The organism is Streptomyces xanthii, from assembly GCF_014621695.1.
In the GTDB taxonomy this organism is placed as follows: Bacteria; Actinomycetota; Actinomycetes; order Streptomycetales; family Streptomycetaceae; genus Streptomyces; species Streptomyces xanthii.
This window is the reverse complement of record NZ_CP061281.1, coordinates 4,998,060-5,024,955: the sequence shown is the minus strand read 5'-3', so window position 1 is coordinate 5,024,955 and position 26,896 is coordinate 4,998,060. Positions and strand designations below refer to the sequence as shown.

At 70.7% G+C, this 26,896-nt stretch carries 23 protein-coding genes; 16 read left to right on the top strand and 7 right to left on the bottom strand.

Translation table 11 applies throughout. The features are described 5' to 3' along the window. Positions 1-11: 11 nt before the first annotated feature. From IAG42_RS22750 to IAG42_RS22740, 3 genes are all read right to left on the bottom strand, one after another. Entirely contained in the window at positions 12-884 is an 873-nt protein-coding gene (locus tag IAG42_RS22750; RefSeq protein WP_188338798.1) for an acyl-CoA thioesterase, read from the bottom strand. Between the two features lie 35 nt (positions 885-919). Continuing rightward, positions 920-2,077, bottom strand: a complete 1,158-nt coding sequence (locus tag IAG42_RS22745) for an acyl-CoA dehydrogenase family protein (RefSeq protein ID WP_188338797.1) — start codon at positions 2,075-2,077, stop codon at positions 920-922. A 121-nt stretch (positions 2,078-2,198) separates the two neighbouring features. Then, positions 2,199-2,789: an SACE_7040 family transcriptional regulator gene (locus IAG42_RS22740; protein ID WP_188338796.1), complete on the bottom strand. Its 591-nt coding sequence runs from the start codon at positions 2,787-2,789 to the stop codon at positions 2,199-2,201. Between the two features lie 119 nt (positions 2,790-2,908). Here IAG42_RS22740 and IAG42_RS22735 point away from each other — a divergent pair, with 119 nt between their 5' ends. From IAG42_RS22735 to IAG42_RS22685, 11 genes are all read left to right on the top strand, one after another. Beyond that, positions 2,909-4,531 (top strand): carboxyl transferase domain-containing protein, encoded by a 1,623-nt coding sequence (locus IAG42_RS22735; RefSeq protein WP_188338795.1) that lies wholly within the window; start codon positions 2,909-2,911, stop codon positions 4,529-4,531. Between the two features lie 77 nt (positions 4,532-4,608). Then, positions 4,609-6,534 (top strand): ATP-binding protein, encoded by a 1,926-nt coding sequence (locus IAG42_RS22730; protein WP_188341558.1) that lies wholly within the window; start codon positions 4,609-4,611, stop codon positions 6,532-6,534. Continuing rightward, a complete protein-coding gene (locus IAG42_RS22725; RefSeq protein ID WP_188341557.1) occupies positions 6,534-7,487 on the top strand; it encodes a hydroxymethylglutaryl-CoA lyase in 954 nt (317 codons plus the stop codon). The genes IAG42_RS22730 and IAG42_RS22725 overlap by 1 nt, the downstream gene beginning before the upstream one ends. Before the next feature lie 5 nt (positions 7,488-7,492). Next, positions 7,493-8,653: an acyl-CoA dehydrogenase family protein gene (locus tag IAG42_RS22720; RefSeq protein WP_188341556.1), complete on the top strand. Its 1,161-nt coding sequence runs from the start codon at positions 7,493-7,495 to the stop codon at positions 8,651-8,653. Between the two features lie 159 nt (positions 8,654-8,812). Continuing rightward, positions 8,813-9,301: an SUKH-3 domain-containing protein gene (locus tag IAG42_RS22715; protein ID WP_223206125.1), complete on the top strand. Its 489-nt coding sequence runs from the start codon at positions 8,813-8,815 to the stop codon at positions 9,299-9,301. Between the two features lie 125 nt (positions 9,302-9,426). Beyond that, complete coding sequence (locus IAG42_RS22710) at positions 9,427-10,470, top strand: ABC transporter substrate-binding protein (RefSeq protein WP_188338794.1); 1,044 nt, start codon at positions 9,427-9,429, stop codon at positions 10,468-10,470. 4 nt (positions 10,471-10,474) lie between these two features. Continuing rightward, entirely contained in the window at positions 10,475-11,344 is an 870-nt protein-coding gene (locus IAG42_RS22705; RefSeq protein ID WP_188338793.1) for a siderophore-interacting protein, read from the top strand. Positions 11,345-11,482: 138 nt separating this feature from the next. Then, positions 11,483-12,925: a lysine decarboxylase DesA gene (desA, locus tag IAG42_RS22700; RefSeq protein WP_188338792.1), complete on the top strand. Its 1,443-nt coding sequence runs from the start codon at positions 11,483-11,485 to the stop codon at positions 12,923-12,925. Then, positions 12,909-14,192, top strand: a complete 1,284-nt coding sequence (locus IAG42_RS22695; protein ID WP_188338791.1) for a lysine N(6)-hydroxylase/L-ornithine N(5)-oxygenase family protein — start codon at positions 12,909-12,911, stop codon at positions 14,190-14,192. The genes desA and IAG42_RS22695 overlap by 17 nt, the downstream gene beginning before the upstream one ends. Beyond that, positions 14,189-14,761: a GNAT family N-acetyltransferase gene (locus tag IAG42_RS22690; RefSeq protein WP_223206124.1), complete on the top strand. Its 573-nt coding sequence runs from the start codon at positions 14,189-14,191 to the stop codon at positions 14,759-14,761. The genes IAG42_RS22695 and IAG42_RS22690 overlap by 4 nt, the downstream gene beginning before the upstream one ends. Then, positions 14,758-16,530, top strand: a complete 1,773-nt coding sequence (locus tag IAG42_RS22685) for an IucA/IucC family protein (RefSeq protein WP_188338790.1) — start codon at positions 14,758-14,760, stop codon at positions 16,528-16,530. Before IAG42_RS22690 ends, IAG42_RS22685 begins: the two co-directional genes overlap by 4 nt. Positions 16,531-16,614: 84 nt before the next feature. Here the strand turns inward: IAG42_RS22685 and IAG42_RS22680 are convergent, their stop codons facing one another. Beyond that, positions 16,615-18,225, bottom strand: a complete 1,611-nt coding sequence (locus IAG42_RS22680) for a beta-N-acetylhexosaminidase (RefSeq protein ID WP_188338789.1) — start codon at positions 18,223-18,225, stop codon at positions 16,615-16,617. 399 nt (positions 18,226-18,624) lie between these two features. Between IAG42_RS22680 and IAG42_RS22675 the strand changes: the two genes are divergently transcribed. Next, entirely contained in the window at positions 18,625-19,980 is a 1,356-nt protein-coding gene (locus IAG42_RS22675; protein ID WP_188338788.1) for an MFS transporter, read from the top strand. Continuing rightward, positions 19,977-20,504 (top strand): 2-oxo-4-hydroxy-4-carboxy-5-ureidoimidazoline decarboxylase, encoded by a 528-nt coding sequence (uraD, locus tag IAG42_RS22670; RefSeq protein WP_188338787.1) that lies wholly within the window; start codon positions 19,977-19,979, stop codon positions 20,502-20,504. Before IAG42_RS22675 ends, uraD begins: the two co-directional genes overlap by 4 nt. Positions 20,505-20,659: 155 nt before the next feature. Here the strand turns inward: uraD and IAG42_RS22665 are convergent, their stop codons facing one another. Then, positions 20,660-22,243: a purple acid phosphatase family protein gene (locus tag IAG42_RS22665; RefSeq protein ID WP_188338786.1), complete on the bottom strand. Its 1,584-nt coding sequence runs from the start codon at positions 22,241-22,243 to the stop codon at positions 20,660-20,662. 207 nt (positions 22,244-22,450) lie between these two features. Here IAG42_RS22665 and IAG42_RS22660 point away from each other — a divergent pair, with 207 nt between their 5' ends. Beyond that, positions 22,451-22,708, top strand: a complete 258-nt coding sequence (locus IAG42_RS22660; protein ID WP_188338785.1) for a hypothetical protein — start codon at positions 22,451-22,453, stop codon at positions 22,706-22,708. Between the two features lie 31 nt (positions 22,709-22,739). After that, on the top strand, positions 22,740-24,557 hold the full coding sequence (gene glmS, locus IAG42_RS22655) for a glutamine--fructose-6-phosphate transaminase (isomerizing) (protein ID WP_188338784.1): 1,818 nt from the start codon (positions 22,740-22,742) through the stop codon (positions 24,555-24,557). A 172-nt stretch (positions 24,558-24,729) separates the two neighbouring features. Here glmS and IAG42_RS22650 read toward each other — a convergent pair whose 3' ends face one another. Next, positions 24,730-25,320, bottom strand: a complete 591-nt coding sequence (locus IAG42_RS22650) for a GPR1/FUN34/YaaH family transporter (RefSeq protein WP_188338783.1) — start codon at positions 25,318-25,320, stop codon at positions 24,730-24,732. A gap of 155 nt (positions 25,321-25,475) precedes the next feature. After that, positions 25,476-26,000, bottom strand: a complete 525-nt coding sequence (locus tag IAG42_RS22645; RefSeq protein ID WP_188338782.1) for a universal stress protein — start codon at positions 25,998-26,000, stop codon at positions 25,476-25,478. A gap of 368 nt (positions 26,001-26,368) precedes the next feature. On the opposite strand from IAG42_RS22645, the gene IAG42_RS22640 reads away from it, so the two are divergent. Then, positions 26,369-26,665, top strand: coding sequence for a hypothetical protein (locus tag IAG42_RS22640; protein WP_188338781.1), 297 nt, complete (start codon positions 26,369-26,371; stop codon positions 26,663-26,665). Positions 26,666-26,896 lie beyond the last annotated feature (231 nt).

Below are 26,896 nucleotides of genomic sequence, written 5' to 3'. Positions count from 1 at the left end.
GGTATGTCCGTTCAGCGCGGGACGCGAACGACGCCCTCCTGGATCACGGTGATCGCGAGGTGCCCGTCCTGGGTGTAGATCCGGGCCTGGCCGAGGCCGCGCCCGCCGGACGCGGAGGGCGACTCCTGGTCGTAGAGCAGCCACTCGTCGGCGCGGAACGGCCGGTGGAACCACATGGCGTGGTCGAGCGAGGCGCCGACGACGTCCCCGACGGCCCAGCCGCCGCGCCCGTGCGCGAGGAGCACGGAGTCGAGCAGCGTCATGTCGGACACGTACGTGGCGAGGCAGACGTGGAGCAGCGGGTCGTCGGCGAGTTTGCCGCCGGCCTTGAACCAGACCTGGGAGCGCGGCGGCTGCGGCTTGCCGACGAAGGCGAACGGCGGCGCGTCGACGTAGCGCAGGTCGACGGCCTCGCGGGCCTCCAGCATCCGGGCGACCACGTCGGGCGAGAGCACGGAGTCCGCGTAGCGCGGGAGCAGCTCGGCGGCCGTGGGCAGCGACTCGGGGTCCGGCGCGGGCGGCATCGGCGCCTGGTGGTCGAGCCCCTCCTCGTACGTCTGGAAGGACGCGGAGAGGTGGAAGATCGGCCGGCCGTGCTGGACGGCGACGACGCGGCGCGTGGTGAAGGAGCGGCCGTCGCGGATCCGGTCGACCGTGTAGACGATCGGGGCGCCCGGGTCCCCCGCCACGAGGAAGTAGGCGTGCAGGGAGTGGGCGAGCCGGTCGGCCGGGACGGTGCGCCCGGCGGCGACCAGCGCCTGGGCCGCCACCTGTCCGCCGAAGACACGCGGGACGACGGCGGACCGGGACTGGCCGCGGAACATGTCCTCCTCGATCTGCTCGAGGTCGAGCAGATCGAGGAGGTCCTTGAGTGCCTGATGCATGTGATCAGTTGTATCGGGCAGCTGTGTGCGGCCGGTTACAGACCCATGTTCTTCGCGATGATCATCTTCATGACCTCGCTGGTGCCGCCGTAGATGCGGTTCACACGGTTGTCCGCGTACAGGCGGGCGATCGGGTACTCGTTCATGAACCCGTAGCCGCCGTGCAGCTGGAGGCAGCGGTCGATGACGCGGTGGGCGACCTCGGTGCAGAACAGCTTCGCGGACGCGGCCTCGGCGGCGGTCAGCTCGCCGGCGTCGAGGGCCTCCAGGGCGCGGTCGGCGACGGCCTGCGCGGCGTCCACCTCGGCCTGGCAGGCGGCCAGCTCGAACTTCGTGTTCTGGAACGTGGCGACCGGCTTGCCGAAGACGGTGCGCTCCTGCACGTACTGCTTGGCGAAGTTCACGGCGGCCTGGGCCTGCGCGTACGCGCCGTAGGCGATGCCCCAGCGCTCGGAGGCGAGGTTCGTGCCGAGGTAGCCGAAGCCCTTGTTCTCCTCGCCCAGGAGGTCCTCGGCGGGGACCTTCACGTCGACGAAGGCCAGCTCGGCGGTGTCGGAGGTGCGCAGGCCGAGCTTGTCGAGCTTGCGGCCGATCGAGTAGCCCTCGGACTTGGTGTCGACGGCGAAGAGGGAGATGCCGAAGCGGCGGTCCTCGGCGGTCGGCGCGGCGGTGCGGGCGCAGACGATGACGCGGTCGGCGTGGACGCCGCCGGTGATGAAGGTCTTGGCGCCGTTGAGGACGTAGTGCGTGCCGTCCTCGGAGAGCTTGGCGGTGGTCTTCATGCCCGCGACGTCGGAGCCGGTGCCCGGCTCGGTCATCGCGAGGGCCCACATCTCCTCGCCGGAGACGAAGTTCGGCAGGTAGCGCTTCTTCTGCTCGTCGGTGGCGAGCATCTTGATGTACGGCAGGGCGAGCAGCACGTGCACGCCGGAGCCGCCGAAGGAGACGCCCGCGCGGGCGGTCTCCTCGTACTGGATGGCCTCGAACTTGTGGGTGTCCATGCCCGCGCCGTCGTACTCCTCCGGCACGTTGATCCCGAACAGGCCGAGCTCGGCCATCTTGCCGTAGAGCTCGCGCGGGACGATGCCGTCCTGGAACCACTCGTCGTAGTGCGGGACGACCTCGGCCTCGATGAAGGCGCGCAGGGTCTCCCGGAACGCCTCGTGGTCCTCATTGAAAACGGTACGGCGCACGGGAACTCCCTCTACGGCCTCAGACGGCCCTCATACGACGACTAAGCGCTTGCTCAGAGAACGTTACCGGCCAGTCACCGGACCGTCCAGAGATGCGCGTCACTCTGCGGCGCACCTCACCTCACTGTGCGGCAGCGGCGAACGCTCCGCGCGCCAGCTTGTGCAGCATGGCCGCCGTCGCGTCACGCCCGGGCAGCGAACCCGGGCGGCTCAGGTGCGGCGTCGAGTTCAGCAGCCCGAAGACCGCGTGCACCGCCACGCGCGCGTGAGGCTCGGCGAGCTCCGGGTAGACCTTGCGCACCGCCTCCACCCACAGCTCCACGTACTGGCGCTGGAGCTGGCGCACCAGCTTGCGGTCGGTGTCGCGCAGCCGGTCGAGCTCGCGGTCGTGCAGCGTGATCAGGTCGCGGTCGTCGAGCGCGAAGTCGATGTGCCCCTCGATCAGCGAGTCGAGCAGCGCGTCGGGTCCCTGGCCCGCCTCGGCGACCCGGTGCTTGCCGCCGGTGAGCAGCTGCCCGCTGATGCCGACGAGCAGCTCGGCGAGCATCGCGTCCTTGCCCGCGAAGTGCCGGTACAGGCCGGGTCCGCTGATGCCGACGGCGGCGCCTATCTCATCGACCCCCACGCCGTGGAAACCCCGCTCGGCGAAGAGCCGCGCGGCCTCCTTGAGGATCTGCTCGCGCCGCGTGGGGGCGTCGGTTCTGGTGGCCATGGAAGTAATTCTAGACAGGGAGGTTAGCGAGCGTTAACCTGGAGGAAACAGGTTAACGCTCATTAACTTTCGCAGGACTGGCCCAGAGCTTGCTCAGGACTTGGTGAGGGGACCGCAGGATGCACGAGGCACCGGAGCTGACGAGCGCGGCGGACCCCGCGTCGGAGGCGTGGCGGGCCAACGAGGCGGCGCACCGGGCGCTCGGCGAGGAGCTGCGCGCCAAGCTCGCCGCGGCCCGGCTCGGCGGCGGCGAGAAGGCCCGGGCGCGGCACACCGCGCGCGGCAAGCTGCTGCCGCGCGACCGGGTGGACACGCTGCTCGACCCGGGCTCCCCGTTCCTGGAGCTGGCCCCGCTGGCGGCCGACGGGATGTACGGGGACCAGGCGCCGGCGGCGGGTGTGATCGCCGGCATCGGCCGGGTCAGCGGCCGCGAGTGCGTGATCGTCGCCAATGACGCGACCGTCAAGGGCGGCACGTACTACCCGATGACGGTGAAGAAGCACCTGCGCGCCCAGGAGGTCGCGCTGGAGAACAGGCTGCCGTGCGTCTATCTGGTGGACTCCGGCGGCGCCTTCCTGCCGATGCAGGACGAGGTCTTCCCCGACCGTGAGCACTTCGGCCGGATCTTCTACAACCAGGCGCGGATGTCCGGCGCGGGCATCCCGCAGATCGCGGCGGTCCTCGGCTCGTGCACGGCCGGCGGAGCGTACGTCCCGGCGATGAGCGACGAGGCCGTCATCGTGCGGAATCAGGGCACGATCTTCCTCGGCGGCCCGCCGCTGGTGAAGGCGGCCACCGGTGAGGTCGTCACCGCGGAGGAGCTGGGCGGCGGCGAGGTCCACTCCCGCGTCTCCGGCGTCACGGACCACCTCGCGGAGGACGACGCGCACGCGCTGCGCATCGTGCGCACGATCGTCTCCACGCTCCCCGAGCGCGGCCCGCTCCCCTGGTCGGCCGAGGCCGCGATCGAGCCGAAGGTCGACCCGGCGGGCCTGTACGGGGCGGTGCCGGTCGACTCGCGCACCCCGTACGACGTCCGCGAGGTCATCGCGCGCGTGGTGGACGGCTCGCGGTTCCACGAGTTCAAGTCCGAGTACGGGCAGACGCTGGTCACCGGCTTCGCCCGGATCCACGGCCACCCGGTCGGCATCGTGGCGAACAACGGCATCCTGTTCTCCGAGTCCGCCCAGAAGGGCGCCCACTTCATCGAGCTGTGCGACCAGCGCGGCATTCCGCTGGTGTTCCTGCAGAACATCTCGGGCTTCATGGTCGGCCGGGACTACGAGGCGGGCGGCATCGCCAAGCACGGCGCCAAGATGGTCACCGCCGTGGCCTGCACGCGCGTGCCGAAGCTGACCGTCGTGATCGGCGGCTCGTACGGCGCGGGCAACTACTCGATGTGCGGCCGGGCCTACAGCCCCCGCTTCCTGTGGATGTGGCCCGGCGCCAAGATCTCCGTCATGGGCGGCGAGCAGGCCGCGTCCGTCCTCGCGACCGTCAAGCGGGACCAGTTGGAGGCGCGCGGCGAGGAGTGGCCCGCCGAGGACGAGGACGCCTTCAAGGCCCCGATCCGCGCCCAGTACGAGACCCAGGGCAGCGCGTACTACGCGACGGCGCGGCTCTGGGACGACGGCGTGATCGACCCGATGGAGACCCGTCAGGTCCTCGGCCTGGCCCTGACCGCGTGCGCCAACGCACCGCTGCCGGAGAAGTCCCCCGGCTTCGGTGTCTTCCGGATGTGACGGCGATGAAGACCCCGACGATCCCGTCGACCACGTCGACCACGACGACGAACAGTGGTGTGGAGAGGCGAACGATGATGTTCGAGAACGTGCTGGTGGCCAACCGCGGCGAGATCGCCGTCCGTGTCATCCGTACGCTGCGGGCGCTCGGCGTCCGCTCGGTGGCCGTGTACAGCGACGCGGACGCCGACGCGCGGCACGTGCGCGAGGCCGACGAGGCCGTCCGGATCGGCCCGCCGCCGGCCTCCGAGAGCTATCTGTCGGCCGAGCGCATCGTCGAGGCGGCGCGCGCCACGGGCGCCCAGGCGGTGCACCCGGGCTACGGCTTCCTGGCGGAGAACGCGGCGTTCGCGCGGGCCTGCGAGGAGGCGGGCCTGGCCTTCATCGGCCCGTCCGCCGACGCGATCGCGCTGATGGGCGACAAGATCCGCGCGAAGGAGACGGTGCAGGCCGCGGGTGTCCCGGTGGTCCCGGGCGGCCGCGATCCCGAACTCGCGGACGCGGCCCGCGAGCTGGGCGCCCCCGTGCTGCTCAAGCCGTCGGCCGGCGGTGGCGGCAAGGGCATGCGCCTGGTGCGGGACCTGACGGTCCTGGAGGACGAGATCGCGGCGGCGCGGCGCGAGGCACGGGCCTCGTTCGGCGACGACACACTGCTCGTCGAGCGGTGGATCGACCGCCCCCGGCACATCGAGATCCAGGTCCTCGCGGACGCGCACGGCAATGTGGTGCACCTGGGCGAGCGCGAGTGCTCGCTGCAGCGCCGCCACCAGAAGGTCATCGAGGAGGCGCCCAGCGTCCTGCTCGACGAGAAGACCCGCGCGGCGATGGGCGCGGCGGCCGTCGAGGCGGCCCGCTCGTGCGGCTACCGGGGCGCGGGCACGGTCGAGTTCATCGTCCCCGGCGACGACCCGTCCGCGTACTGCTTCATGGAGATGAACACCCGCCTCCAGGTGGAGCACCCGGTGACCGAGCTGGTCACGGGCCTGGACCTGGTGGAGTGGCAGCTGCGCGTCGCCGCGGGCGAGCCGCTCGGCTTCACGCAGGACGACATCACCCTGACCGGCCACGCGGTCGAGGCGCGCCTGTGCGCCGAGGACCCTGCCCGCGGCTTCCTCCCCTCCGGCGGCACGGTCCTCGCGCTGAGCGAGCCCGAGGGCGACGGGGTGCGCACGGACTCCGGGCTGAGCGAGGGCACGGAGGTCAGTTCCCTCTACGACCCGATGCTGGCGAAGGTCATCGCGTACGGCCCCGACCGGGACACGGCGCTGCGCCGGCTGCGGGCGGCGCTGGCCCGCACGGTGACACTGGGCGTGCCGACGAACGCGGGCTTCCTGCGCCGGCTGCTGGCCCATCCGGCGGTCGTCGCGGGCGAGTTGGACACGGGTCTCGTGGAGCGCGAGGTCGACGGCCTGGTCTCGGCGGACGTCCCCGCGGGCGTCTACGCGGCGGCGGGCGCCCTGCGCCAGGAGCGCCTGGCGCAGGCCGGCGGCGACGGCTGGGCCGACCCGTTCGGGCGGCCCGACGGCTGGCGGCTCGGCGGCGACCCGGCGTGGACGGTGCACCACCTGCGGGCCGCCGGGCACGACCCGGTCGAGGTCCGCGTCCGCACCACGGCCTCCGGCACCGAGATCCTGGTCGACGGCGAGCCGACGGCCCCGGTGCGGCCCACGGCGGTGGCCGCCGACTGGCTGGCCCTCGACGGCGACGCCTGGCACGTCCAGGACCACGACCCGGTCGCGGCGAGCCTGACGGGTGCCGGGGCGGGCGGCGCGGGTTCCCTGACGGCACCGATGCCCGGCACGGTGACGGTCGTCAAGGTGGCCGTCGGCGACGAGGTCGCGGCCGGTCAGAGCCTGCTGGTGGTCGAGGCGATGAAGATGGAGCACGTGATCGCGGCCCCGCACGCGGGCGTCGTCACGGAGCTGGACGTGCGCCCCGGCACGACGGTGGCGATGGACCAGATCCTGGCGGTCGTCCAGGAACGCGCAGAGGAGGCGGCGTGATGGACGCCCTGCCGATGACGATCCCGGCCCCGGGCCTGCCCGCGCGGGTCCGCATCCACGAGGTGGGCGCGCGGGACGGGCTCCAGAACGAGAAGACGACCGTCCCCACCGAGGTCAAGGCCGAGTTCGTCCACCGCCTCGCGGACGCCGGACTGACCACGATCGAGGCGACGAGCTTCGTCCACCCCAAGTGGGTCCCCCAACTCGCGGACGCCGAGACCCTGTTCCCGCGGCTCCAGGGCCTCGCGGACGTCCATCTCCCGGTCCTCGTCCCGAACGAGCGGGGCCTGGACCGCGCCCTGTCGCTCGGCGCGGACCGGATCGCCGTGTTCGCCAGCGCGACGGAGTCCTTCGCGAAGGCCAATCTGAACCGGACGGTGGCCGAGTCCCTCGCCATGTTCGAGCCGGTCGTGACCCGCGCGAAGGAGGCGCGGGCCCACGTCCGCGGCTACCTCTCCATGTGCTTCGGCGATCCCTGGGAAGGCGCGGTCCCCGTCCACCAGGTCGTCCGGGTGGCCAAGTCCCTCATGGACATGGGCTGCGACGAGCTCAGCCTGGGCGACACGATCGGCGTGGCCACCCCCGGCCACGTCCAGGCGCTGCTCTCCGCGCTCAACGAGGAGGGCGTGGCGACGAACGTGATCGGGGTGCACTTCCACGACACGTACGGCCAGGCCCTCTCCAACACGCTCGCGGCGCTCCAGCACGGCGTCACCACCGTCGACGCGTCCGCGGGCGGCCTCGGCGGCTGCCCGTACGCGAAGAGCGCCACCGGCAATCTCGCCACCGAAGACCTCGTCTGGATGCTGAACGGCCTCGGCATCGAGACCGGGGTCGACCTCGGCCGTCTCAGCGCCACGAGCGCGTGGATGGCCGGCCACCTGGGCCGACCCAGCCCGTCCCGCACCGTTCGCGCCCTCGTACCCGAGGCCCAGTCCCCGCAGGAGCAGTGAGCCAGATGGACCACCACCTCTCCCCCGAGCACGAGGAACTCCGGCGCACCGTCGAAGAGTTCGCCCACGACGTCGTCGCGCCGAAGATCGGCGACTTCTACGAGCGGCACGAGTTCCCGTACGAGATCGTGCGCGAGATGGGGCGCATGGGCCTGTTCGGGCTGCCGTTCCCCGAGGAGTACGGCGGCATGGGCGGCGACTACCTGGCGCTCGGCATCGCCCTGGAGGAGCTGGCCCGGGTCGACTCGTCCGTGGCGATCACCCTGGAGGCGGGCGTCTCGCTCGGCGCGATGCCGCTGCACCTGTTCGGCACCGAGGAGCAGAAGCGGGAGTGGCTGCCGCGGCTGTGCTCCGGCGAGATCCTCGGCGCGTTCGGGCTGACCGAGCCGGAAGCCGGGTCCGACGCGGGCGGCACGCGCACGACGGCCGTCCGGGACGAGACCACGGGCGACTGGGTCGTCAACGGCACGAAGTGCTTCATCACCAACTCCGGTACGGACATCACGGGTCTGGTGACGGTCACCGCGGTCACGGGACGCACGGCGGACGGCAAGCCGCAGATCTCCTCGATCATCGTCCCGTCCGGCACACCGGGCTTCACGGTCGCGGCCCCGTACTCGAAGGTCGGCTGGAACGCGTCGGACACGCGCGAACTCCACTTCGACGACGTCCGCGTCCCGGCGGCGAACCTGCTGGGCACGGAGGGGCGCGGCTTCGCGCAGTTCCTGCGGATCCTCGACGAGGGGCGCATCGCGATCGCCGCGCTCGCGACGGGGCTCGCCCAGGGCTGCGTCGACGAGTCCGTGAAGTACGCCAAGGAGCGCAAGGCGTTCGGGCGGGCCATCGGCGGGTACCAGGCGATCCAGTTCAAGATCGCCGACATGGAGATGAAGGCGCACACCGCGCGGCTCGGCTGGCGGGACGCGGCGTCGCGGCTCGTCGCCGGGGAGCCGTTCAAGAAGGAGGCGGCGATGGCGAAGCTGTACTCCTCCACGGTCGCGGTGGACAACGCGCGCGAGGCCACCCAGATCCACGGCGGCTACGGCTTCATGAACGAGTACCCGGTGGCCCGCATGTGGCGGGACTCCAAGATCCTGGAGATCGGCGAGGGCACGAGCGAGGTGCAGCGCATGCTGATCGCCCGCGAACTCGGCCTCCCGTCCTGACCCCCACCCCCAGGCCCCCTCGCCCCGCCTTCGGTGCCGAGGGGGCTTCGGCATGCCTGCGGGCGGCTTGCCGGTGCCGCGTGGTCGCTCACGCCCCGCGACGGCGTCGCGGATCGGAATGAGTTGGCCGGCGAGCGCCCGCTGGGCGACCCTTTCGGGATGAGCTCCTTGCCCCTGCTGCAGTCCCCCGAGGCGGTCGATGCCTGGCTGACGCGCGCCGGCTGGCACCCGGGCCGCCGGTGCGACGATCTCGCCGCGGCCGCGGTGGCGAGCACGATCGAGGAATTCGGCCTCGACGGCGGCGGGGTGCTGGAAGTGAACGAGCCCGCCCTGCGGTTCGTCCGCGAGCACATCGGACTGGAGACCCGGCTGGGGGCCAACCCCCGGCACATCGTCTCCTTCTCGCCGCTCCTCACCTACAAAGGGGCGTCGGAGGACATTCAGGAACTCGCGGACGCCCTGGGCAAGAAGGTCTTCCCGGTGGCGTACGACCGGGACGACGGCGCGATGTTCCTCGTCGACGAGACGGGCCGCTTCTTCTATCAGCACTGGAGCGGCGAGTACTTCCTCGGGTACGACAAGCACGCGGCTTTCGTCGCCTACTCGGGACGCCCGATCCCCTTCGCGGACGAGCACTACACCTGGTGAAGACCGCGGCCGGCGGGGCCCCGTCCTCCCCCGCCCCCTGGACATGCCGAGAACTTAGGTTAACCTTCCCTTAGTTCCGCGACCCCGCCCGGCCGTAGATCCGGCATGTCCGAAAGCAGCCCGTGATGACCGAAGTCCGTCTGTCCCGCCCCACCCGCCGCGGCATCCTCGCCGTCGGCGGTGCCCTCGGCCTCGGTGCCGCGCTCGCCGCGTGCGGCGACGAGAAAGGCTCGGCGGGCGGTGGCTCGAGTGCCGGGAAGAAGGGCTCCGGGCCGTGGTCGTTCAAGGACGACCGCGGCACGACCGTGAAGCTCGACAAGATCCCGGCGAACATCGTCGCGTTCACCGGCGTCGGCGCCGCCCTGTACGACTACGGCATCCAGGTCAAGGGCGTGTTCGGCCCGACCACGGTCAAGGGCGGCAAGCCCGACGTGCAGGCCGGCGACATGGACGTCTCCAAGGTGACGGTCATCGGCAACGAGTGGGGCCAGTTCAACATCGAGAAGTACGCGAGCCTCGCTCCCGACGTGCTGATCACCACCATGTTCGACGCCGCCGGCACCCTCTGGTACGTCCCGGAGGAGTCCGCGAAGAAGATCGCCAAGCTCGCCCCGAGCGCCGGCATCTCCGTGTTCGACCGCAAGCTGGACCAGCCGCTGCAGCGCATGTACGCGCTGGCCGAGTCGCTCGGCGCCGACCTGAAGGCCGAGAAGGTCGTCGCGGCGAAGAAGCGTTTCGAGGACGCCGCCGCCCGCCTGCGCAAGGCCGCGAAGGCCCACCCCGACATCAAGGTCCTGGCCGGTTCGGCGAGCGCCGACATCTTCTACGTGTCCGGCACGGACCTCTCCATCGACCTGGAGTACTTCAAGTCCCTCGGCGTGAACTTCGTGGAGCCCACGGAGGCCGCGAAGAAGGCGTCCGGCGGCTGGTTCGAGAACCTGAGCTGGGAGAACGTCGACAAGCACAAGGCCGACATCATCATGATGGACGACCGCGCCCAGGCCATCCAGCCCGACGCCATCGAAGAGGCGACCTGGAAGAAGCTGCCCGCGGTCAAGGCCGGCCAGGTCATCCCCCGCTCCCCCGAGCCGATCCTGTCCTACGACAAGTGCGCCCCGCTCCTGGAGAACCTCGCGAAGGCCATCGAGACGGCGAAGAAGGTGTCCTGATCCCATGACCGCGACGGCCGAGACGCCCACCGTGACCCCGTTCCGATTCTTCGATCTGGAGGTGACACGGACCCGGCGGCTCGGCCCGTCGCTGCTCCGGGTCACCTTCACCGGCCCCGAGCTCGACGCCTTCCACGGCGGCGGCCGGGACCAGTCCCTCTCCCTCTTCCTGCCGCACCCGGGCCAAGGCGCCCCCGTGCTGCCGGTCCCCGAACCGGGTGACGACGGCCGCGCCTGGCACGCCGCGTTCCGCGCGCTGCCCGACGACGTACGGGCCGTCATGCGCTCGTACACGCTGAGCGGTCAGCGCCGCGAGCCGGAGCAGGAGGTCGACATCGACTTCGTGCTGCACGGCGGGGATCCCGCCACGATCGGCCCCGCCTGCGCCTGGGCCGACACCGCGCGCCCCGGCGACCGGGTCGTCGTGCTCGGTCCTGCGGTCGCCGACAACACCGCCGTGCGCTGCCGCCCGCACGAGGACTTCGACCACATCGTCATGTGGGGCGACGAGACCGCCGTACCGGCCGCGCTCGGCGTCCTCGCCTGGCTGCCCGCCTCGGTCACCGCCCACGTATGGCTGGAGGTCCCGCACCGCGGCGACGTCCAGCCCGTCACGACGGCCGCCGACGCGCACGTGACCTGGCTCGTGCGCGACGAGGACTCCCCCACGGCCCTCGACGCCGTCCGCGCGGCCGAACTCCCCGAAGCGGCACGCCCGTACGCCTGGCTGGCCGGCGAGTCCGGGACCATGCGGGAGCTGCGCCGCCATCTCGTGCGCGAGCGCGGCTACGACAAGCGGGCGGTGACGTTCGTCGGGTACTGGAAGCGCGGGCTGAGCGAGGACGCCCTGCGCGAGCAACCGGCCGACACGTAGGGCTGATCGCGCCAAAAGGAGAGGGCGGGGTCGCACACTCAACTTAGGTTAGGCTAACCTAAGTACGAGTGAGCGGCCCCGCCCTCTTCGTCGCCCTCGCTCCACCTCCCACTCCTTCCCCACCCGGAGGAACCGTCCATGCGCTCGCACCTGCTCAATGACACGACCGCGGAGCTGTACCGCAGCTCCGTGACCGAGGGAGTCGAGCGGGTGGCGGCCCAACTCGCCACCACCACCCGGCCGTTCACCGGCGTCACGCCCGACGCCCTCGCCCCGGCCATCGACGCTGTCGACCTCGACGCCCCGCTCCACGACACCATCGCGGTGCTCGACGAGCTCCAGGACGTCTACCTGCGCGACGCCGTCTACTTCCACCACCCCCGCTACCTCGCCCACCTCAACTGCCCGGTCGTCATCCCGGCCGTGCTCGGCGAGGCGATCCTGTCGGCCGTCAACTCCTCCCTGGACACCTGGGACCAGTCGGCCGGCGGCACCCTGATCGAGCGCAAACTCGTCGACTGGACCGCCGCCCGGATCGGCCTCGGCCCCACCGCCGACGGCGTGTTCACCTCCGGCGGCTCGCAGTCCAACCTCCAGGCGCTGCTCATGGCCCGCCAGGAGGCCAAGACGGACTCCCTGGACCGGCTGCGCGTCTTCGCCTCCGAGGCCGCCCACTTCAGCGTCCAGAAGTCCGCGTCGCTGCTGGGCCTGCCCCCGCAGGCCGTCGTCCCGATCCCGGTCGACCGCACCAAGCGGATGCAGACCCTCGCGCTCGCCGCCGAGATGGAGCGCTGCCGCAAGGACGGGCTCGTCCCCATGGCCGTCGTCGCGACCGCCGGCACCACCGACTTCGGCTCCATCGACCCGCTGCCCGAGATCGCCGCACTGTGCGACCGGTACGGCACCTGGATGCACGTCGACGCCGCCTACGGCTGCGGACTGCTCGTGTCGCCGAAGCACCGCGACCGGCTCGACGGCATCGAGCGCGCCGACTCCGTCACCGTCGACTACCACAAGTCCTTCTTCCAGCCGGTGAGTTCGAGCGCCGTCCTGGTCCGCGACCGGGCCACCCTGCGGCACGCGACCTACCACGCGGAGTACCTCAACCCGCGCCGCACCGTCGCCGAGCGCATCCCCAACCAGGTCGACAAGTCCCTGCAGACCACCCGCCGCTTCGACGCCCTCAAACTGTGGATGACCCTGCGCGTGATGGGCGCCGACGGCATCGGCAGCCTCTTCGACGAGGTCTGCGACCTGGCCCGGCGCGGCTGGGAGCTGCTGGCCGCCGACCCGCGCTTCGACGTGGTCGTCGAGCCCCAGCTGTCCACGCTCGTCTACCGCTACGTCCCGGCCGCCGTCACCGACCCGGCCGAGATCGACCGCGCCAACCTCTACGCCCGCAAGGCCCTGTTCGCCTCCGGCGACGCCGTCGTCGCGGGCACCAAGGTGGGCGACCGCCAGTACCTGAAGTTCACCCTGCTCAACCCCGAGACGACCCTCGACGACCTGACGGCCGTCCTCGACCTCATCGCCGGCCACGCCGAGCAGTACCTGGGAGACACCCTTGACCGCGCTTCCTGAACCCCATGACCGTCTCGACTTCATCGGGATCGGGCTCGGCCCCTTCAACCTCGGCCTCGCCTGCCTGACCGAGCCGATAGCCGAGCTGAACGGGGTCTTCCTGGAGTCCAAGCCGGACTTCGAGTGGCACTCGGGCATGTTCCTCGACGGGGCCCACCTGCAGACCCCGTTCATGTCGGACCTGGTCACCCTCGCCGACCCGACCTCCCCCTACTCCTTCCTCAACTACCTGAAGGAATCGGGGCGGTTGTACTCCTTCTACATCCGCGAGAACTTCTACCCGCTGCGCGTCGAGTACAACGACTACTGCCGCTGGGCCGCCGCGAAACTGCGCTCCGTCCGCTTCTCGACGACCGTCACCGAGGTCACGTACGACGAGGGCGACGGCCTCTACGCGGTCCGCACGGAGGACGGCGACACGTACCGCGCCCCGCGCCTGGTCCTCGGCACCGGCACCCCGCCGCACATCCCCGAGGCCGCCCGGGACCTCGGCGGCGACGGCGTCATCCACAACTCCCGCTACATGCAGCACAAGAGCGAGCTCCAGAAGAAGGACTCGATCACGCTGGTCGGCAGCGGGCAGTCGGCCGCCGAGATCTACTACGACCTGCTCAGCGAGATCGACGTCCACGGCTACCGGCTGAACTGGGTCACCAGATCGCCGCGCTTCTTCCCGCTGGAGTACACCAAGCTCACGCTGGAGATGACGTCCCCGGACTACATCGACTACTTCCACGCGCTGCCCGAGCAGAAGCGGTACACGCTGGAGGAGCGGCAGAAGGGCCTGTTCAAGGGCATCGACGGCGAGCTGATCGACGCCATCTTCGACCTGCTCTACCAGAAGGGCCTCGACGGGCCCGTACCGACGCGGCTCCTCACCAACTCCGCGCTCACCGGCGCCCGGCACGAGAACGGCACGTACACCCTCGACCTGCACCAGGAGGAGCAGGACAAGGACTTCGAGCTGCGCACCGAGGGCCTGATCCTCGCCACCGGCTACAAGTACGAGACGCCGGCCTTCCTCGCCCCCGTCGAGGACCGCATCCGGCGCGACGGGCGCGGCCGCTTCGACGTCGCCCGCAACTACTCGATCGACACCACCGGGCGCGGCATCTTCCTGCAGAACGCGGGCGTGCACACCCACTCGATCACCAGCCCCGACCTGGGCATGGGCGCCTACCGCAACAGCTACATCATCGGCGAGCTGCTCGGCACCGAGTACTACCCCGTCGAGAAGACCATCGCCTTCCAGGAGTTCGCCGTATGAGCACGAGCAGCATGAGCACCACGGCCACCGTCGGCGCGCTGACCCTGCGCCCGCTCGACCCGCGCAGCGACAGCGAGCTGCTGCACCGCTGGGTCACCGACCCGAAGGCCGCGTTCTGGATGATGCAGGACGCGAAACTGCAGGACGTCGAGCGCGAGTACATGGCGATCGCGGCGGCCGAGCACCACGACGCGTTTCTCGGTCTGCACGACGGGGAGCCCGCGTTCCTCATGGAGCGCTACGACCCGGCGCACGTCGAGCTCGTCGGCCTGTACGAGCCGCTGCCGGGCGACGTCGGTATGCACTTCCTGACCGCGCCCTCCGAGATACGGATACCGGGCTTCACCCGCGCCGTGATCACCGCGGTCATGGCCCACCTGTTCGAGGACCCGGCCGCCCGGCGCGTCGTCGTCGAGCCCGATGTCCGCAACACGGCGGTGCACGCCCTGAACGAGGCCGTCGGTTTCGTGCCGGAGCGCGAGATCGACAAGCCGGAGAAGAAGGCGCTGCTCAGCTTCTGCACGCGCGAGCAGTTCGAGCGGGCCACCGGAAGGAGCACCCGCGCATGACGATCGCCGACACCGTCGCGCACCTGTCCCCCGAGCGCTGGGCCGAGGCCAACCGCCTCCTGGTCCGCAAGGCGCTCGCCGAGTTCAGCCACGAGCGTCTGCTGACCCCCGAGCCGCTGGACGCCGGCGGCTTCCGCGTGCGCTCCGACGACGGCGCCACCGAGTACCGGTTCGCGGCGCGCCGGCTGCGCCTGGAGCACTGGCAGGTGGCCGCCGACAGCATCACCCGCCACCGCCACGGCGCCGAACTTCCGCTGGACGCCCTGCAGTTCTTCACCGAGTTCAAGGACGCGCTCGGCCTGTCCGACGCGATCCTGCCGGTCTACCTGGAGGAGATCTCCTCCACCCTGTCCGGCACCTGCTTCAAACTGACGCAGCCGGACGTGTCCGCGCGCGAGCTGGCCGCGTCCGGCTCGTTCCAGGACATCGAGACGGGCATGACCGAGGGCCACCCGTGCTTCGTCGCGAACAACGGGCGGCTCGGCTTCGGCATCCACGAGTACCTCTCGTACGCGCCGGAGGCGGCGAGCCCCGTACGGCTCGTCTGGCTGGCCGCGACCCGCGAGCGGGCGGCGTTCACGGCGGGCGCCGGCATCGACCACGAGGAGTTCCTCCGCGCCGAGCTGGGCGAGGAGACGCTGGCCCGCTTCGACGCGACGCTGCGCGGAAAGGGCCTCGACCCCGCCGACTACCTGCTGATGCCGGTGCACCCGTGGCAGTGGTGGAACAAGCTGTCCGTCACCTTCGCCGCCGAGGTCGCCCAGCAGCGCCTGGTGTGCCTGGGCGAGGGCGACGACGAGTACCTCGCGCAGCAGTCGATCCGTACGTTCTTCAACACGACGTCCCCCGAGAAGCACTACGTGAAGACGGCGCTCTCGGTGATCAACATGGGCTTCATGCGCGGCCTGTCGGCGGCGTACATGGAGGCGACCCCGGCGATCAACGACTGGCTGGCGCAGCTGATCGACAACGACGAGGTCCTCAAGGACACGGGTCTGACGATCATCCGCGAGCGCGCGGCCGTCGGCTACCGGCACCTGGAGTACGAGGGTGCCACCGACCGGTACTCGCCGTACCGCAAGATGCTGGCCGCTCTGTGGCGCGAGTCCCCCGTGGACTCGCTCGGCGAGGGCGAGCGGCTCGCCACGATGGCGTCGCTGCTGCACACGGACCGGGCGGGCCGCTCGTTCGCGGGCGCCCTGATCGAGGGCTCGGGCCTGACACCGCGGGAGTGGCTGAAGCCGTACCTGAAGGCGTACCTGACCCCGCTGCTGCACAGCTTCTACGCCTACGACCTGGTGTTCATGCCGCACGGCGAGAACACGATCCTGGTCCTGGACGAGCGGGGCGTGGTCGTGCGGGCGATCTTCAAGGACATCGCCGAGGAGATCGCGGTGATGGACCCGGACGCGGTGCTGCCGCCGGCGGTGGAGCGGGTCCGGGCCGAGGTCCCGGACGACATGAAACTGCTGTCGATCTTCACGGACGTCTTCGACTGCTTCTTCCGCTTCCTCGCGGCGAACCTGGTCACGGACGGCGTCCTGGACGAGGACACGTTCTGGGCGGCGGTCGCCGACTGTGTGCGCGAGTACCAGGAGTCGACGCCCCAACTGGCCGAGAAGTTCGCCCGGTTCGACATGTTCGCGCCGACGTTCGCGCTGTCCTGCCTGAACCGGCTCCAGCTGCGGAACAACCAGCAGATGGTGGATCTGGCGGACCCGTCGGGCGCGCTCCAGCTGGTCGGCGATCTGGCGAACCCGATCGCCTGACCCTCGGCCGGCCGGCCTCATGGACGAGGGGCTCGGGAGACGGTCCTCCCGAGCCCCTTCCGGCTGCCCGCGCTCAGGTTCGTGTCAGCGCGCGGACCACGGGACCTGGGGCGACTTGTAGTAGCCGATGCCGAGGGCCTCCCAGCGGGGAGCCTGCTCGGCGAGCCTCACCTTGTACGTGTCCCAGTCGTGGGTGGCGGCCGGCGACCAGCCGAGCTCCGCGACGCCGGGCAGCCTCGGGAACGCCATGTAGTCGAGGTGCGCGGACGTGGACAGGGTCTCCGACCACATCGGCGCCTCGACGCCGCGGATCGCCGAACTCGGGGCTCCCGGCAGGTAGTCGGCGGGGTCCCAGTCGTAGGAGCGCTGCGCCTCGACGTATCCGGCCCAGTGCAGGCCGAGCGGGGTGTCCTTGGTGTACTGCATGTCGAGGTAGGTGCGGTCGGCCGGCGACAGGATGATCCCCGTGCCGTTCTTCGCCGCGTTCGCGACCTGCGCCTTCTCGGCGTCGCTCGTGCGGTCCAGGCCCCAGTACTGGGCGAGCGCGCCCTCGGCCGGGGTGGCCCCGGTCAGCTGGTGCCAGCCGACCACGGTCTTCCCGTACTTGGCGACGATCGGCTGGACCCGCTCCATGAACTTCACGTAGTCCGCGTGGCTGGTGGAGTGCGCCTCGTCGCCGCCGATGTGGAGGTACCTGCCGGGTGTGATCGCGGCGAGCTCCCGGACGACGTCGTCGACGAAGTCGTAGGTGATCTCCTTGTTGACGCACAGGGAGCTGAAGCCGACGTTCGTGCCGGTGTACAGCGGGGGTGCGACGCCGTCGCAGTTGAGGCCGGCGTAGGAGGCGAGGGCCGCGTTCGTGTGGCCCGGCATGTCGATCTCGGGCACGACCTCCAGGTAGCGGGAGGCCGCGTACCGGACGATGTCCTTGTACTGCGCCTTGGTGTAGAAGCCGCCGGGGCCGCCGCCCACCTGGGTGGAGCCGCCGTACTCGGCGAGCTTCGGCCAGGAGTCGACGGCGATGCGCCAGCCCTGGTCGTCGCTCAGGTGCAGGTGCAGCTTGTTGACCTTGTAGAGGGCGAGCTGGTCGATGTACCGCTTGACCTGCTCGACGGTGAAGAAGTGCCGGGACACGTCGAGCATCGCGCCGCGCCACGCGTAGCGCGGGGTGTCCTGGACGGTGCCGCCGGCGACGAGCCACGGGCCGGGCTGCGGGCTGTCGGCCTCGACTCTCGCGGGCAGTTGCTGACGGAGCGTCTGCACGCCGTGGAACAGTCCCGCCGCCTCGTGCGCGACGACGGTGACGGAGTCCCCGTCGCTGGTCAGCCGGTATCCCTCGGCGCCCAGTTCGGTGTCCTGCTCGCTCACTTCGAGGCGGATGCCGTCACCGGCGGCGGTGTCGGTGACGGGCAGCGCGTACCCGGTGGCGGGCCTCAGCAGCCCGGCGAGGTACCCGCCGATCCGGCGCGCGTCGGCCGAGCGCTCGTCCACCCGGATCCGCGTCTTCGCGGTGATCTCGTACGGGGTGGCGCCCGGCGTCACCGAGGCGGGCGCGGGCACGATGCGGCCGAGTGGCGTGGGCCCGGCGGCACTCGGCGCCGCGGCGGCAGGCCCCGCGCTGAACGCGCCGGCCCCGGCGGCGACCAGCAGCAGCGAGCCCAGCAGGGCGCGAGTCGATCTGTGGCGCTTCCTCACGGGACGATCCCTTCCGACGGATGCGATGGCGGTGTTCGTCGTGCGGTGGAGCGACCGGCAGGTCACCCTGCGTACCCTCCCGCTCACCACTGAACCGGTCAAGGTGTAGACCACTCGTCGTCATCCGGATGGACGCGTTCCGGCCGCCGGGCGGACACGGACGCATAACTGCATCCAACACGCATGTTTCCAGGCGGGGTTGAGAGCCGTCCGCGCCGATCACGGCCGTCCCGGTGACCGGAAAGCGAAGCCTTGACAGCGGTATACCAACGCTCCATTCTTAGGCCACTCAGCGGAAGTCACTTTCCGTAATGCGGAAGTGAAGCCTCGTCAGACCACCGGGGCCGCTGCGATTCGCTGCGATGCGAGACCCCCCTGTTCACGATCAAGGGAGACGTCATGGGGAGCACGCAAGACATTTCGGGCGCGAAGGCGCCACTGGACCCCATCTACCGCAAGGTCTTCCTCCGGCTGCTGCCGTTCCTGATGATCCTGTGGACGCTCGCCTGGATCGACCGCGTCAACATCGGCTTCGTGAAGCTGACGATGACGGAGGATCTGGGCTGGAGCGAGGCGGTCTACGGCCTCGGTGCCGGAATCTTCTTCATCGGCTACTTCCTCTTCGAGGTGCCGAGCAACCTGCTGCTCCAGAAGATCGGGGCGAAGAAGACCCTGATGCGGATCACGATCGGCTGGGGTCTGACCAGTGTCGCGATGGTCTTCGCGACGACCCCGGCGGTCTTCTACTCCCTCAGGTTCCTGCTGGGCGTGTTCGAGGCCGGCTTCTACCCCGGGATCATCCTGTACCTGACCTACTGGTTCCCGGCCAAGCGCCGCGCGAAGGCGTTCGGCACCTTCATGTCCGCCTCCGCGTTCGCCGGTGTCCTCGGCGGCCCGCTCGCCGGGTGGATCATGAACACGTTCGACGGGGTCAGCGGCCTCAACGGCTGGCAGTGGGTGTTCATCGTGGAGGGCACCCCGTCGGTGCTGGCCGGCTTCGTCGTCTGGTTCTACCTGACGGACCGTCCGCACCAGGCCACGTGGCTCACCGTCGAGGAGCGCGAGGCGATCGCGGCGGACCTCGCCGCCGACGACAGCGCGGTCGAGGGCCGCGAGCACAGCATGCTCCAGTCCCTGAAGTCGGGCCGGATCTGGCAGTTCATCGCCATCTTCTTCTGTGTCATCTCGGCGAACTCCGCGCTGACCTTCTTCGGCCCGACCCTGGTCCAGGAGGTCGGGTTCGAGGACCCGCTGGCGATCGGCTGGATCATGGCGGCCGTCAACCTGGCCGGCGGCATCGGCATGATCCTCAACGGGCTGCACTGCGACCGGTCCGGTGAGTCCCGCTGGCACACCGCCACCGCCGTCACCCTCGGCGCGGCCTCCCTGGCCGCGGCGGGCCTGCTCCTGAACGTCAGCGCCATCGGCACGCTGATCGCCCTCGGCCTCGCCGTCGTCGGCACCATGAGCGCCATCCCCGTCTTCTGGCAGATGCCCAACTGGTTCCTCGCCGGCGGCGCGGCGGCGGGCGGCGTCGCCCTCATCAACTCCATGGCGAACCTCGCCGGGTTCGGCGCCCCGTACCTGCTCGGCGCCGTCAAGGACAGCACCGGCAACCTCAGCCTCGGGCTGTTCATCGTGGCGGCGGTCGAGATCTGCGCCGCCCTCATGATCCTGAAGTTCGTCCCGCCCTTCCGGACGAACACGACGACCCCGGTCCCCACCACGAACGACCTCACGGAGCAGCCCGCATGACCACGCAGGACACCTCCCGCCTCACCCTGACCGATGTCAACGCGATGACCCGCGAGGAGTTCGTCGCGGCCCTCGGCGGCATCTTCGAGCACGCCGCCTGGGTCGCCGAGGAGGCCCACGCCCGCCTCCCCCTCGCCGACGCCGAGGCCCTCCACGCGGCGATGACCGACGTCGTCCGCGCGGCCCCCGCCGAGCGCGTCCTCGCCTTCCTCAACGGCCACCCGGAGCTGGCCGGTTCCGAGGCGCGGGCCGGCACGATGACGGACGACTCGACGGGCGAGCAGAAGAGCGCGGGGCTCGACTCCCTCTCCGCGGCCGAGGTCGAGGAGATGACGACCCTCAACCGCGCCTACCGCGAGGCCCACGGCTTCCCCTTCATCCTCGCGGTCCGCGGCCGCGACAAGGAAACGGTCCTCGAGGAACTCCGCACCAGAACCGCCCGCCCCACCCCCGCGGAACGGGAAGAGGCCCTGACCCAGATCACCCACATCACCCACCAACGCCTGACCCGCCTGGTGAAGTAGCCGGTCCCGCCCGGCCCCTGGGGGCACGCGGAGCGTGCCTTCCAGGGGCGCGGGGCTGAACCCGATCAGCGAATCCGTCACGGGGCGCGAGAAGCCCCACCGGGCCGCACCCGGCGACGATCCCGAGCCCCTGCGGCGGGGCGCCGCACCCGGTCTCAGCGGACGCGCCGCGCCACCACGAACCGATCGACCTCCGCCCCGCTCTCCGCAACCCCCCGAACCGTGAGCGTGGCGGTCCGCCCGACCCCCGCGGGCCGCACGTCGACCCGCAGGAACGAGTAGTTGGTATACCGCACCCGGGACCAGTCCACGGTCACGGCCCGCTTCCCCCCGTCGGCCTCCCCGACGTACGAGGCGAACGGATCGACGTCCACCTCGTGCCCCGCATACGTGTCGGCCACGGGAAACGCGTACAGGCTCTTCCCCGCCGCCCCCGCGGTCACGTACACGACCCCCTCGGTCTCCGGATACACGGTCCCGCCGATCGGCAGCTCCTTGGCGACCTTGTCCCCCTTGAGCACGTCGGACCGCTCGTACACGTGGTTGTGCCCGTTGATCACCAGGTCGACGGTGTACTTGTCGAACAGCGGCACCCACTCCTTGCGCACCCCGCCCTCCGAGGCGTGCGCGCTCGCCGTGCAGTAGGCGCAGTGGTGGAAGAACACGACGATGAAGTCGATCCCCGACCCGGCGGCCCGGAACTTCTTGAGCTGACCCTCGAACCAGGTGGTCTGCGTGCCGCCGGACAGACCGAGGTTGGCCGGGATCTCCCAGGAGACGTCGTTGGCGTCGAGGGAGATGACGGCCGTGTTGCCGTGCACGAAGGAGTAGACGCCGGGCAGGTTCTCGGGGTCGGGCCCGTTGCCAGGCGGCGCGAACCGGGCCTGCTGGCTGCCGTAGCCGTGCGGCGCGTACCAGGCCTCCATGTCGTGGTTGCCGTAGGAGACCATCCACGGCACGGACTTGGCGACGGTCTCGGTCTGGGCGAGGAACTGGTCCCAGGTCCGCGCGTCGAAGGTGTCCGTGGTCTTCCCCTGCCCGGACGGGTCCGCGTACGCGATGTCCCCGGCGTGGAGGTGGAAGGAGGGGCCCTGGGCGAGGATCAGGTTGTCGTTGGCGAGGGCGTGGTAGCTGACGCCCTGGTCGCCGAAGGCCGTGAAGGTGAAGGCCTCGGCGCGGGCCGGGGCCGTCGTGAAGGTCCCGATCGTGCCGGCGAACCTCGGCGAGGCCGGGTCGAAGCCCCGGTGGCCGACACCGTAGTAGTACGTGCGGCCGGGCTTGAGGCGGGTCAGCTTGGCGTGGACGTAGTACTGGGTGTGGTCGGCGCTCGTGCCGACACCCGCCGGCGTGTACAGCGCGCGCACCTCGGCCGGGATCTTCCGGGACAGCTCGCCGGCGTGCGCGCCGATGCGGATGTACGGATCGCGGACGGGGGCCGGCACCTGCCAGGAGACGGTCATCTCGGTGCGCGGGTCGTCCCCGTAGGAGAGGTGACGGCCGAACGGGGCGACGAGGGCGCCGTCCACCTGCTCGGCGGCGGGCCGGTCGGCGCGGGCGGCGGCCGGGGTCGCGGCCTGCGCGGGCCCGGGGACGAAGACACCGCCGGCGACCGCACCGAGGGTGACGGCGCCGCCGCGGATCATCGTGCGGCGCGAGAAGCGGGAGCGCAGGTACTCGTGCTGCTCGGCGAGGGACCGGTCGGCGAGCTCGGCGGGTACGCCCATACGGGGAATGTCCATGCCGAGAAAGTTGCTGGGGGCGACTTTCCCGGCCGGATACGCCGGATGAACGCGGGCCGAACAGGCGGCATGCCGTCCTTCAAAGCTTGACCACTTCCACCCCAAGCGCCCCGGAAGGGGCAATTCCGCACCGGATCCGGTGTGACCCTTGCCCGAAAGCGGGCAGATTTCTTGCGAAAGCCTCCACCGTCCCCCAGGATCTGTCGGGTGCACGAGGAACTTGTCGATCATCTGACACGCAGCACGCCCCTCAGCCGGGGCGAGGCGCTGCGGGTGATCCAGGACGTGCTCGCCTACTTCGACGAGTCGGCGGAGGACTACGTCCGCCGCCGCCACCGCGAACTCCAGGCCCAGGGCCAGGTGAACGCGGCGATCTTCGAACAGATCCTGGCCGATCTGCCGTACCGGGCGGTCGCACCGCCGGAGCTCTCGCTCCGTCAGCTGCGCCGCATCGTCTACGGCTGAACCGGCCGACCAGAGGGGATTCTCAGAACTTATGTGCGGAATTGTCGGCTACATCGGCAAGCGTGACGTCGCCCCGCTCCTCCTGGAGGGGCTGCAGCGCCTGGAGTACCGCGGCTACGACTCCGCGGGCCTGGTCATCACCAGCCCGAAGGCCACCGGCCTGAAGATGGTCAAGGCCAAGGGCCGGGTCCGCGACCTGGAGGCCAAGGTCCCCAAGCGCTTCACCGGCACCACCGGCATCGCCCACACCCGCTGGGCCACCCACGGCGCCCCGAGCGACATCAACTCGCACCCGCACCTGGACCCCGAGAACAAGGTCGCCGTCGTCCACAACGGCATCGTCGACAACGCCCAGGAGCTCCGCGCCAAGCTGGAGGCCGAGGGCGTCGTCTTCGCCTCCGAGACCGACACCGAGGTCATCACCCACCTCATCGCCCGCTCCCAGGCCGCCACCCTGGAGGAGAAGGTCCGCGAGGCGCTCAAGGTCATCGAGGGCACCTACGGCATCGCCGTCATGCACGCCGACTTCAACGACCGCATCGTGGTGGCCCGCAACGGCTCCCCGGTCATCCTCGGCATCGGCGAGAAGGAGATGCTGGTCGCCTCCGACGTCGCGGCCCTCATCGCCCACACCCGCCAGGTCGTCACCCTGAACGACGGCGAGATGGCCACCCTGAAGGCCGACGACTTCCGCACGTACACGACCTCCGGCACGTCCACGACGGCCACCCCGGAGACCGTGGAGTGGGAGGCCGCCTCCTACGACATGGGCGGCCACGACACGTACATGCACAAGGAGATCTCCGAGCAGCCCGACGCGGTCGACCGCGTGCTGCGCGGCCGGATCGACGACCGCTTCTCCACGGTCCACCTGGGCGGCCTGAACCTCGACGCCCGCGAGGCCCGCACCATCCGCCGCATCAAGATCCTCGGCTGCGGCACCTCGTACCACGCCGGCCTCATCGGCGCCGGGCTCATCGAGTCCATGGCCCGCATCCCCGCCGACGCCGAGCCGGCCTCGGAGTTCCGCTACCGCAACCCGGTCGTGGACCCCGACACCCTCTACATCGCCGTCTCCCAGTCCGGTGAGACCTACGACGTGCTGGCCGCGGTCCAGGAGCTCAAGCGCAAGGGCGCCCGCGTCCTCGGCGTCGTGAACGTCGTGGGCTCCGCGATCGCCCGCGAGGCCGACGGCGGCATGTACGTGCACGCCGGCCCCGAGGTCTGCGTCGTCTCCACCAAGTGCTTCACCAACACGGTGACCGCGTTCGCACTGCTCGCCCTGCACCTCGGCCGCATCCGCGACCTGTCGGTGACCGACGGCAAGCGGATCATCGAGGGCCTGCGCAAGCTGCCCGCGCAGATCCAGGAGATCCTCGAGTCCGAGGACGAGATCAAGAAGATCGCCGAGCAGTACGCGGGCGCCCAGTCGATGATGTTCATCGGCCGCGTCCGGGGCTACCCCGTCGCCCTGGAGGCCTCCCTCAAGCTGAAGGAGATCTCCTACATCCACGCCGAGGCGTACCCGGCCTCCGAGCTGAAGCACGGCCCGCTCGCGCTCATCGAGCCGGCCCTGCCGACCGTCGCGATCGTCCCCGACGACGACCTGCTGGAGAAGAACCGCGCCGCCCTCGAGGAGATCAAGGCCCGCAGCGGCCGCATCCTCGCGGTCGCGCACCAGCCGCAGGCGAAGGCCGACCACACGATCGTCGTCCCGAAGAACGAGGACGAGCTCGACCCGATCCTCATGGGCATCCCGCTCCAGCTCCTCGCGTACCACACGGCTCTCGCCATGGGCCGCGACATCGACAAGCCCCGCAACCTGGCGAAGTCCGTCACGGTCGAGTAGCCGACGCGCCGCGGGTGGGAACGCCTCACCCGCACCCGCGGCCGGGTGGGACTTCTCGCGCCCGGCCACGAAAGAGCAGCCACGACGAACGGGCCCCTCCCAGCCCAACCCGGAGGAACCCGTTCGACCGGCGGGGCCGGGGCGTGCCCAGCGCCCCGGCCCCGCCCCGCTGTCAGCCGGCGGCCGTCACCCCCCGGCCGGCAGCACGTCCACGCCCGGGCCACGCCATCCGCAGCCCGGCCACCGGCGCCGTCGCCCCGTACCAGGCGAGCACTCCGGCGAGGACCGCGACCCAGCCGCCCGCCTTCGCGAGCCCCGAGGAGTCACCGAACTCCGCGAGGGCCAGCAGCACGAGCGCCACGAACATCGCCCCGTACGTGCCCCGCACGAACGTCCCCGCCCCACCGGCGGCGAGCGTCAGCGTGAGCGCGAGGAGGGCGAACAGGAGCAGGAACAGGCCCACGGCGTTGGCGGAGACGGCGTCACCGGCGCCGACCCCCCACGTGAACCAGAACGCACCGAGCCCGGCGAACGCCGTGCCCGTGAGGCCGTCGTCGCGCCGCAGCGCGAACAGGCCGGCGACGAACAGGGCGATGCCGCCCAGGTACGTCGCGATCGACACGGCGTCGGCCGCCGTGACACCGTCGATCACCCGGGTGTGACCGATACCGAAAGCCAACAGAGTGAGACCCAGGGCGAGTTGACCGAGCGTCGAGACGGACGGGGCGGTCGCCGTGCTTCCCGCGGAGACGTCATTGTCCACAGCGGGCTCCCTTCGAACAGACACAGAAGTCCAGCGACCGGTATGTACCCTTCACAAGGGCACAAAGCACCTCTACGCGTCAGTAGGTTCGCGGCATTTCACGGTGCGGCAAGGGGAGTTGACGAGAGGTCAGAAGCCCTGGCTCCGCGGCCGGTTCAGGGAATGACGACGACGGGACGCTGCGCGCGCCGCGCGAGCCGCCCCGCGACCGAGCCGAAGATCCGCCCGACGAGCCCGTGGGTGGAACCCACGACGATCGCGTCGGCGGAGTACTCGTGCCCGACCTCCTCCAGCTCGTGGCAGATGTCGCCACCGCGCTCGACGAGGATCCAGGGCACCTCGGAGAGATAGTCCGCGCACGCGAGCTCGAGCCCGAGGACCTCGGTGCGGTGATCGGGGACGTCGACGAACACCGGCGGTTCGCACCCCGCCCACACGGTCGTGGGCAGCCGGTTCGCCACGTGCACGATGATCAGGCCGGAGCCGGAACGGTGGGCCATGCCGATCGCGTACGCGAGGGCCCGCTCGCTGGACGTCGAGCCGTCGAACCCGACGACCACCCCGTGCTTGAACGCGGGATCACAGGGATGACGTGTCTCTTCCGCCGCACGCGGGGTCGTGGTGGGATCGGCGACCTGGCGCTTGCGGCCTTCGGGTTCGGAAAATTCGTGACCGGCCATGAGTGTCTCGGCGTGTACCTCGTGGGCCTCTGTAGAGGGGACGACAACGATCGGCGGAGCTGTGTCCGGGAATCATCTTCCCAACCCCATACCCCCAAGGGTACGGCGACACTCCTCCTCTGCCCAGACTCCGGCCCGCGCCCAGGCCAGCCCTTCTCCACGCTCCGCGGCGTGTTCCAGGGAGCATGCACGAGCCCTCGCCCGTATGGCAATGGTTGCTGCCCCGTACAGGCGGTTTGCGCACCCTTGTGGCCCCCGTGGCGGCCGGATCAAGTGACCGGGACCCCGGCCGCGCGTTGGAACTCGCGGACCGCACACCCCGGACAGACCCCGACAGGACCCGGACAGATCAGGACAGGGAGGACTCCGTGCCCGGACCGACCACCCGCGCCCGCTGGGCGGTGTTCAGCTGCGTCCTGGTGCCGCTCGCGCTCATCGGATACGGCGGCCGGCATGCGGGCGCGGCCGGCGCCGCGCTCGGTCTGACCGCCGTGACGGCGGCCTGCCGGGTCCTCCTCGGGCGCACCGAACGGCGGGTGGCGGAAAGCGGTGCCGCACAGTTGCACAGTGAACAACACTGTTCGCTCCGGCACCCCTCCCGCCGGCCCGGGGCGGGGGCGCGCGGGGGCGCCCCGCGAGCGGGCCGGTGCACGCCGGGGGACTGACTGGATTCCGTACGCGACCCCGTAGATTTTCAGCCAACTTCAGCCGGGCCCTCACCCCTTGCCCGAGGCCGCTTCCAACCCCCGTTCCACCAGGGCCGACAGGGCCGTGGGCGCCCCATGCGCCCTACAGGGACCGGCCACTGGACGGAGGCGCACTTCCCAGCGGCGCCCCCGAGTGCGACGCTTCGTGATCGAATGCTTCACGCCAAGTTGCCATGTCGACAATCTGCC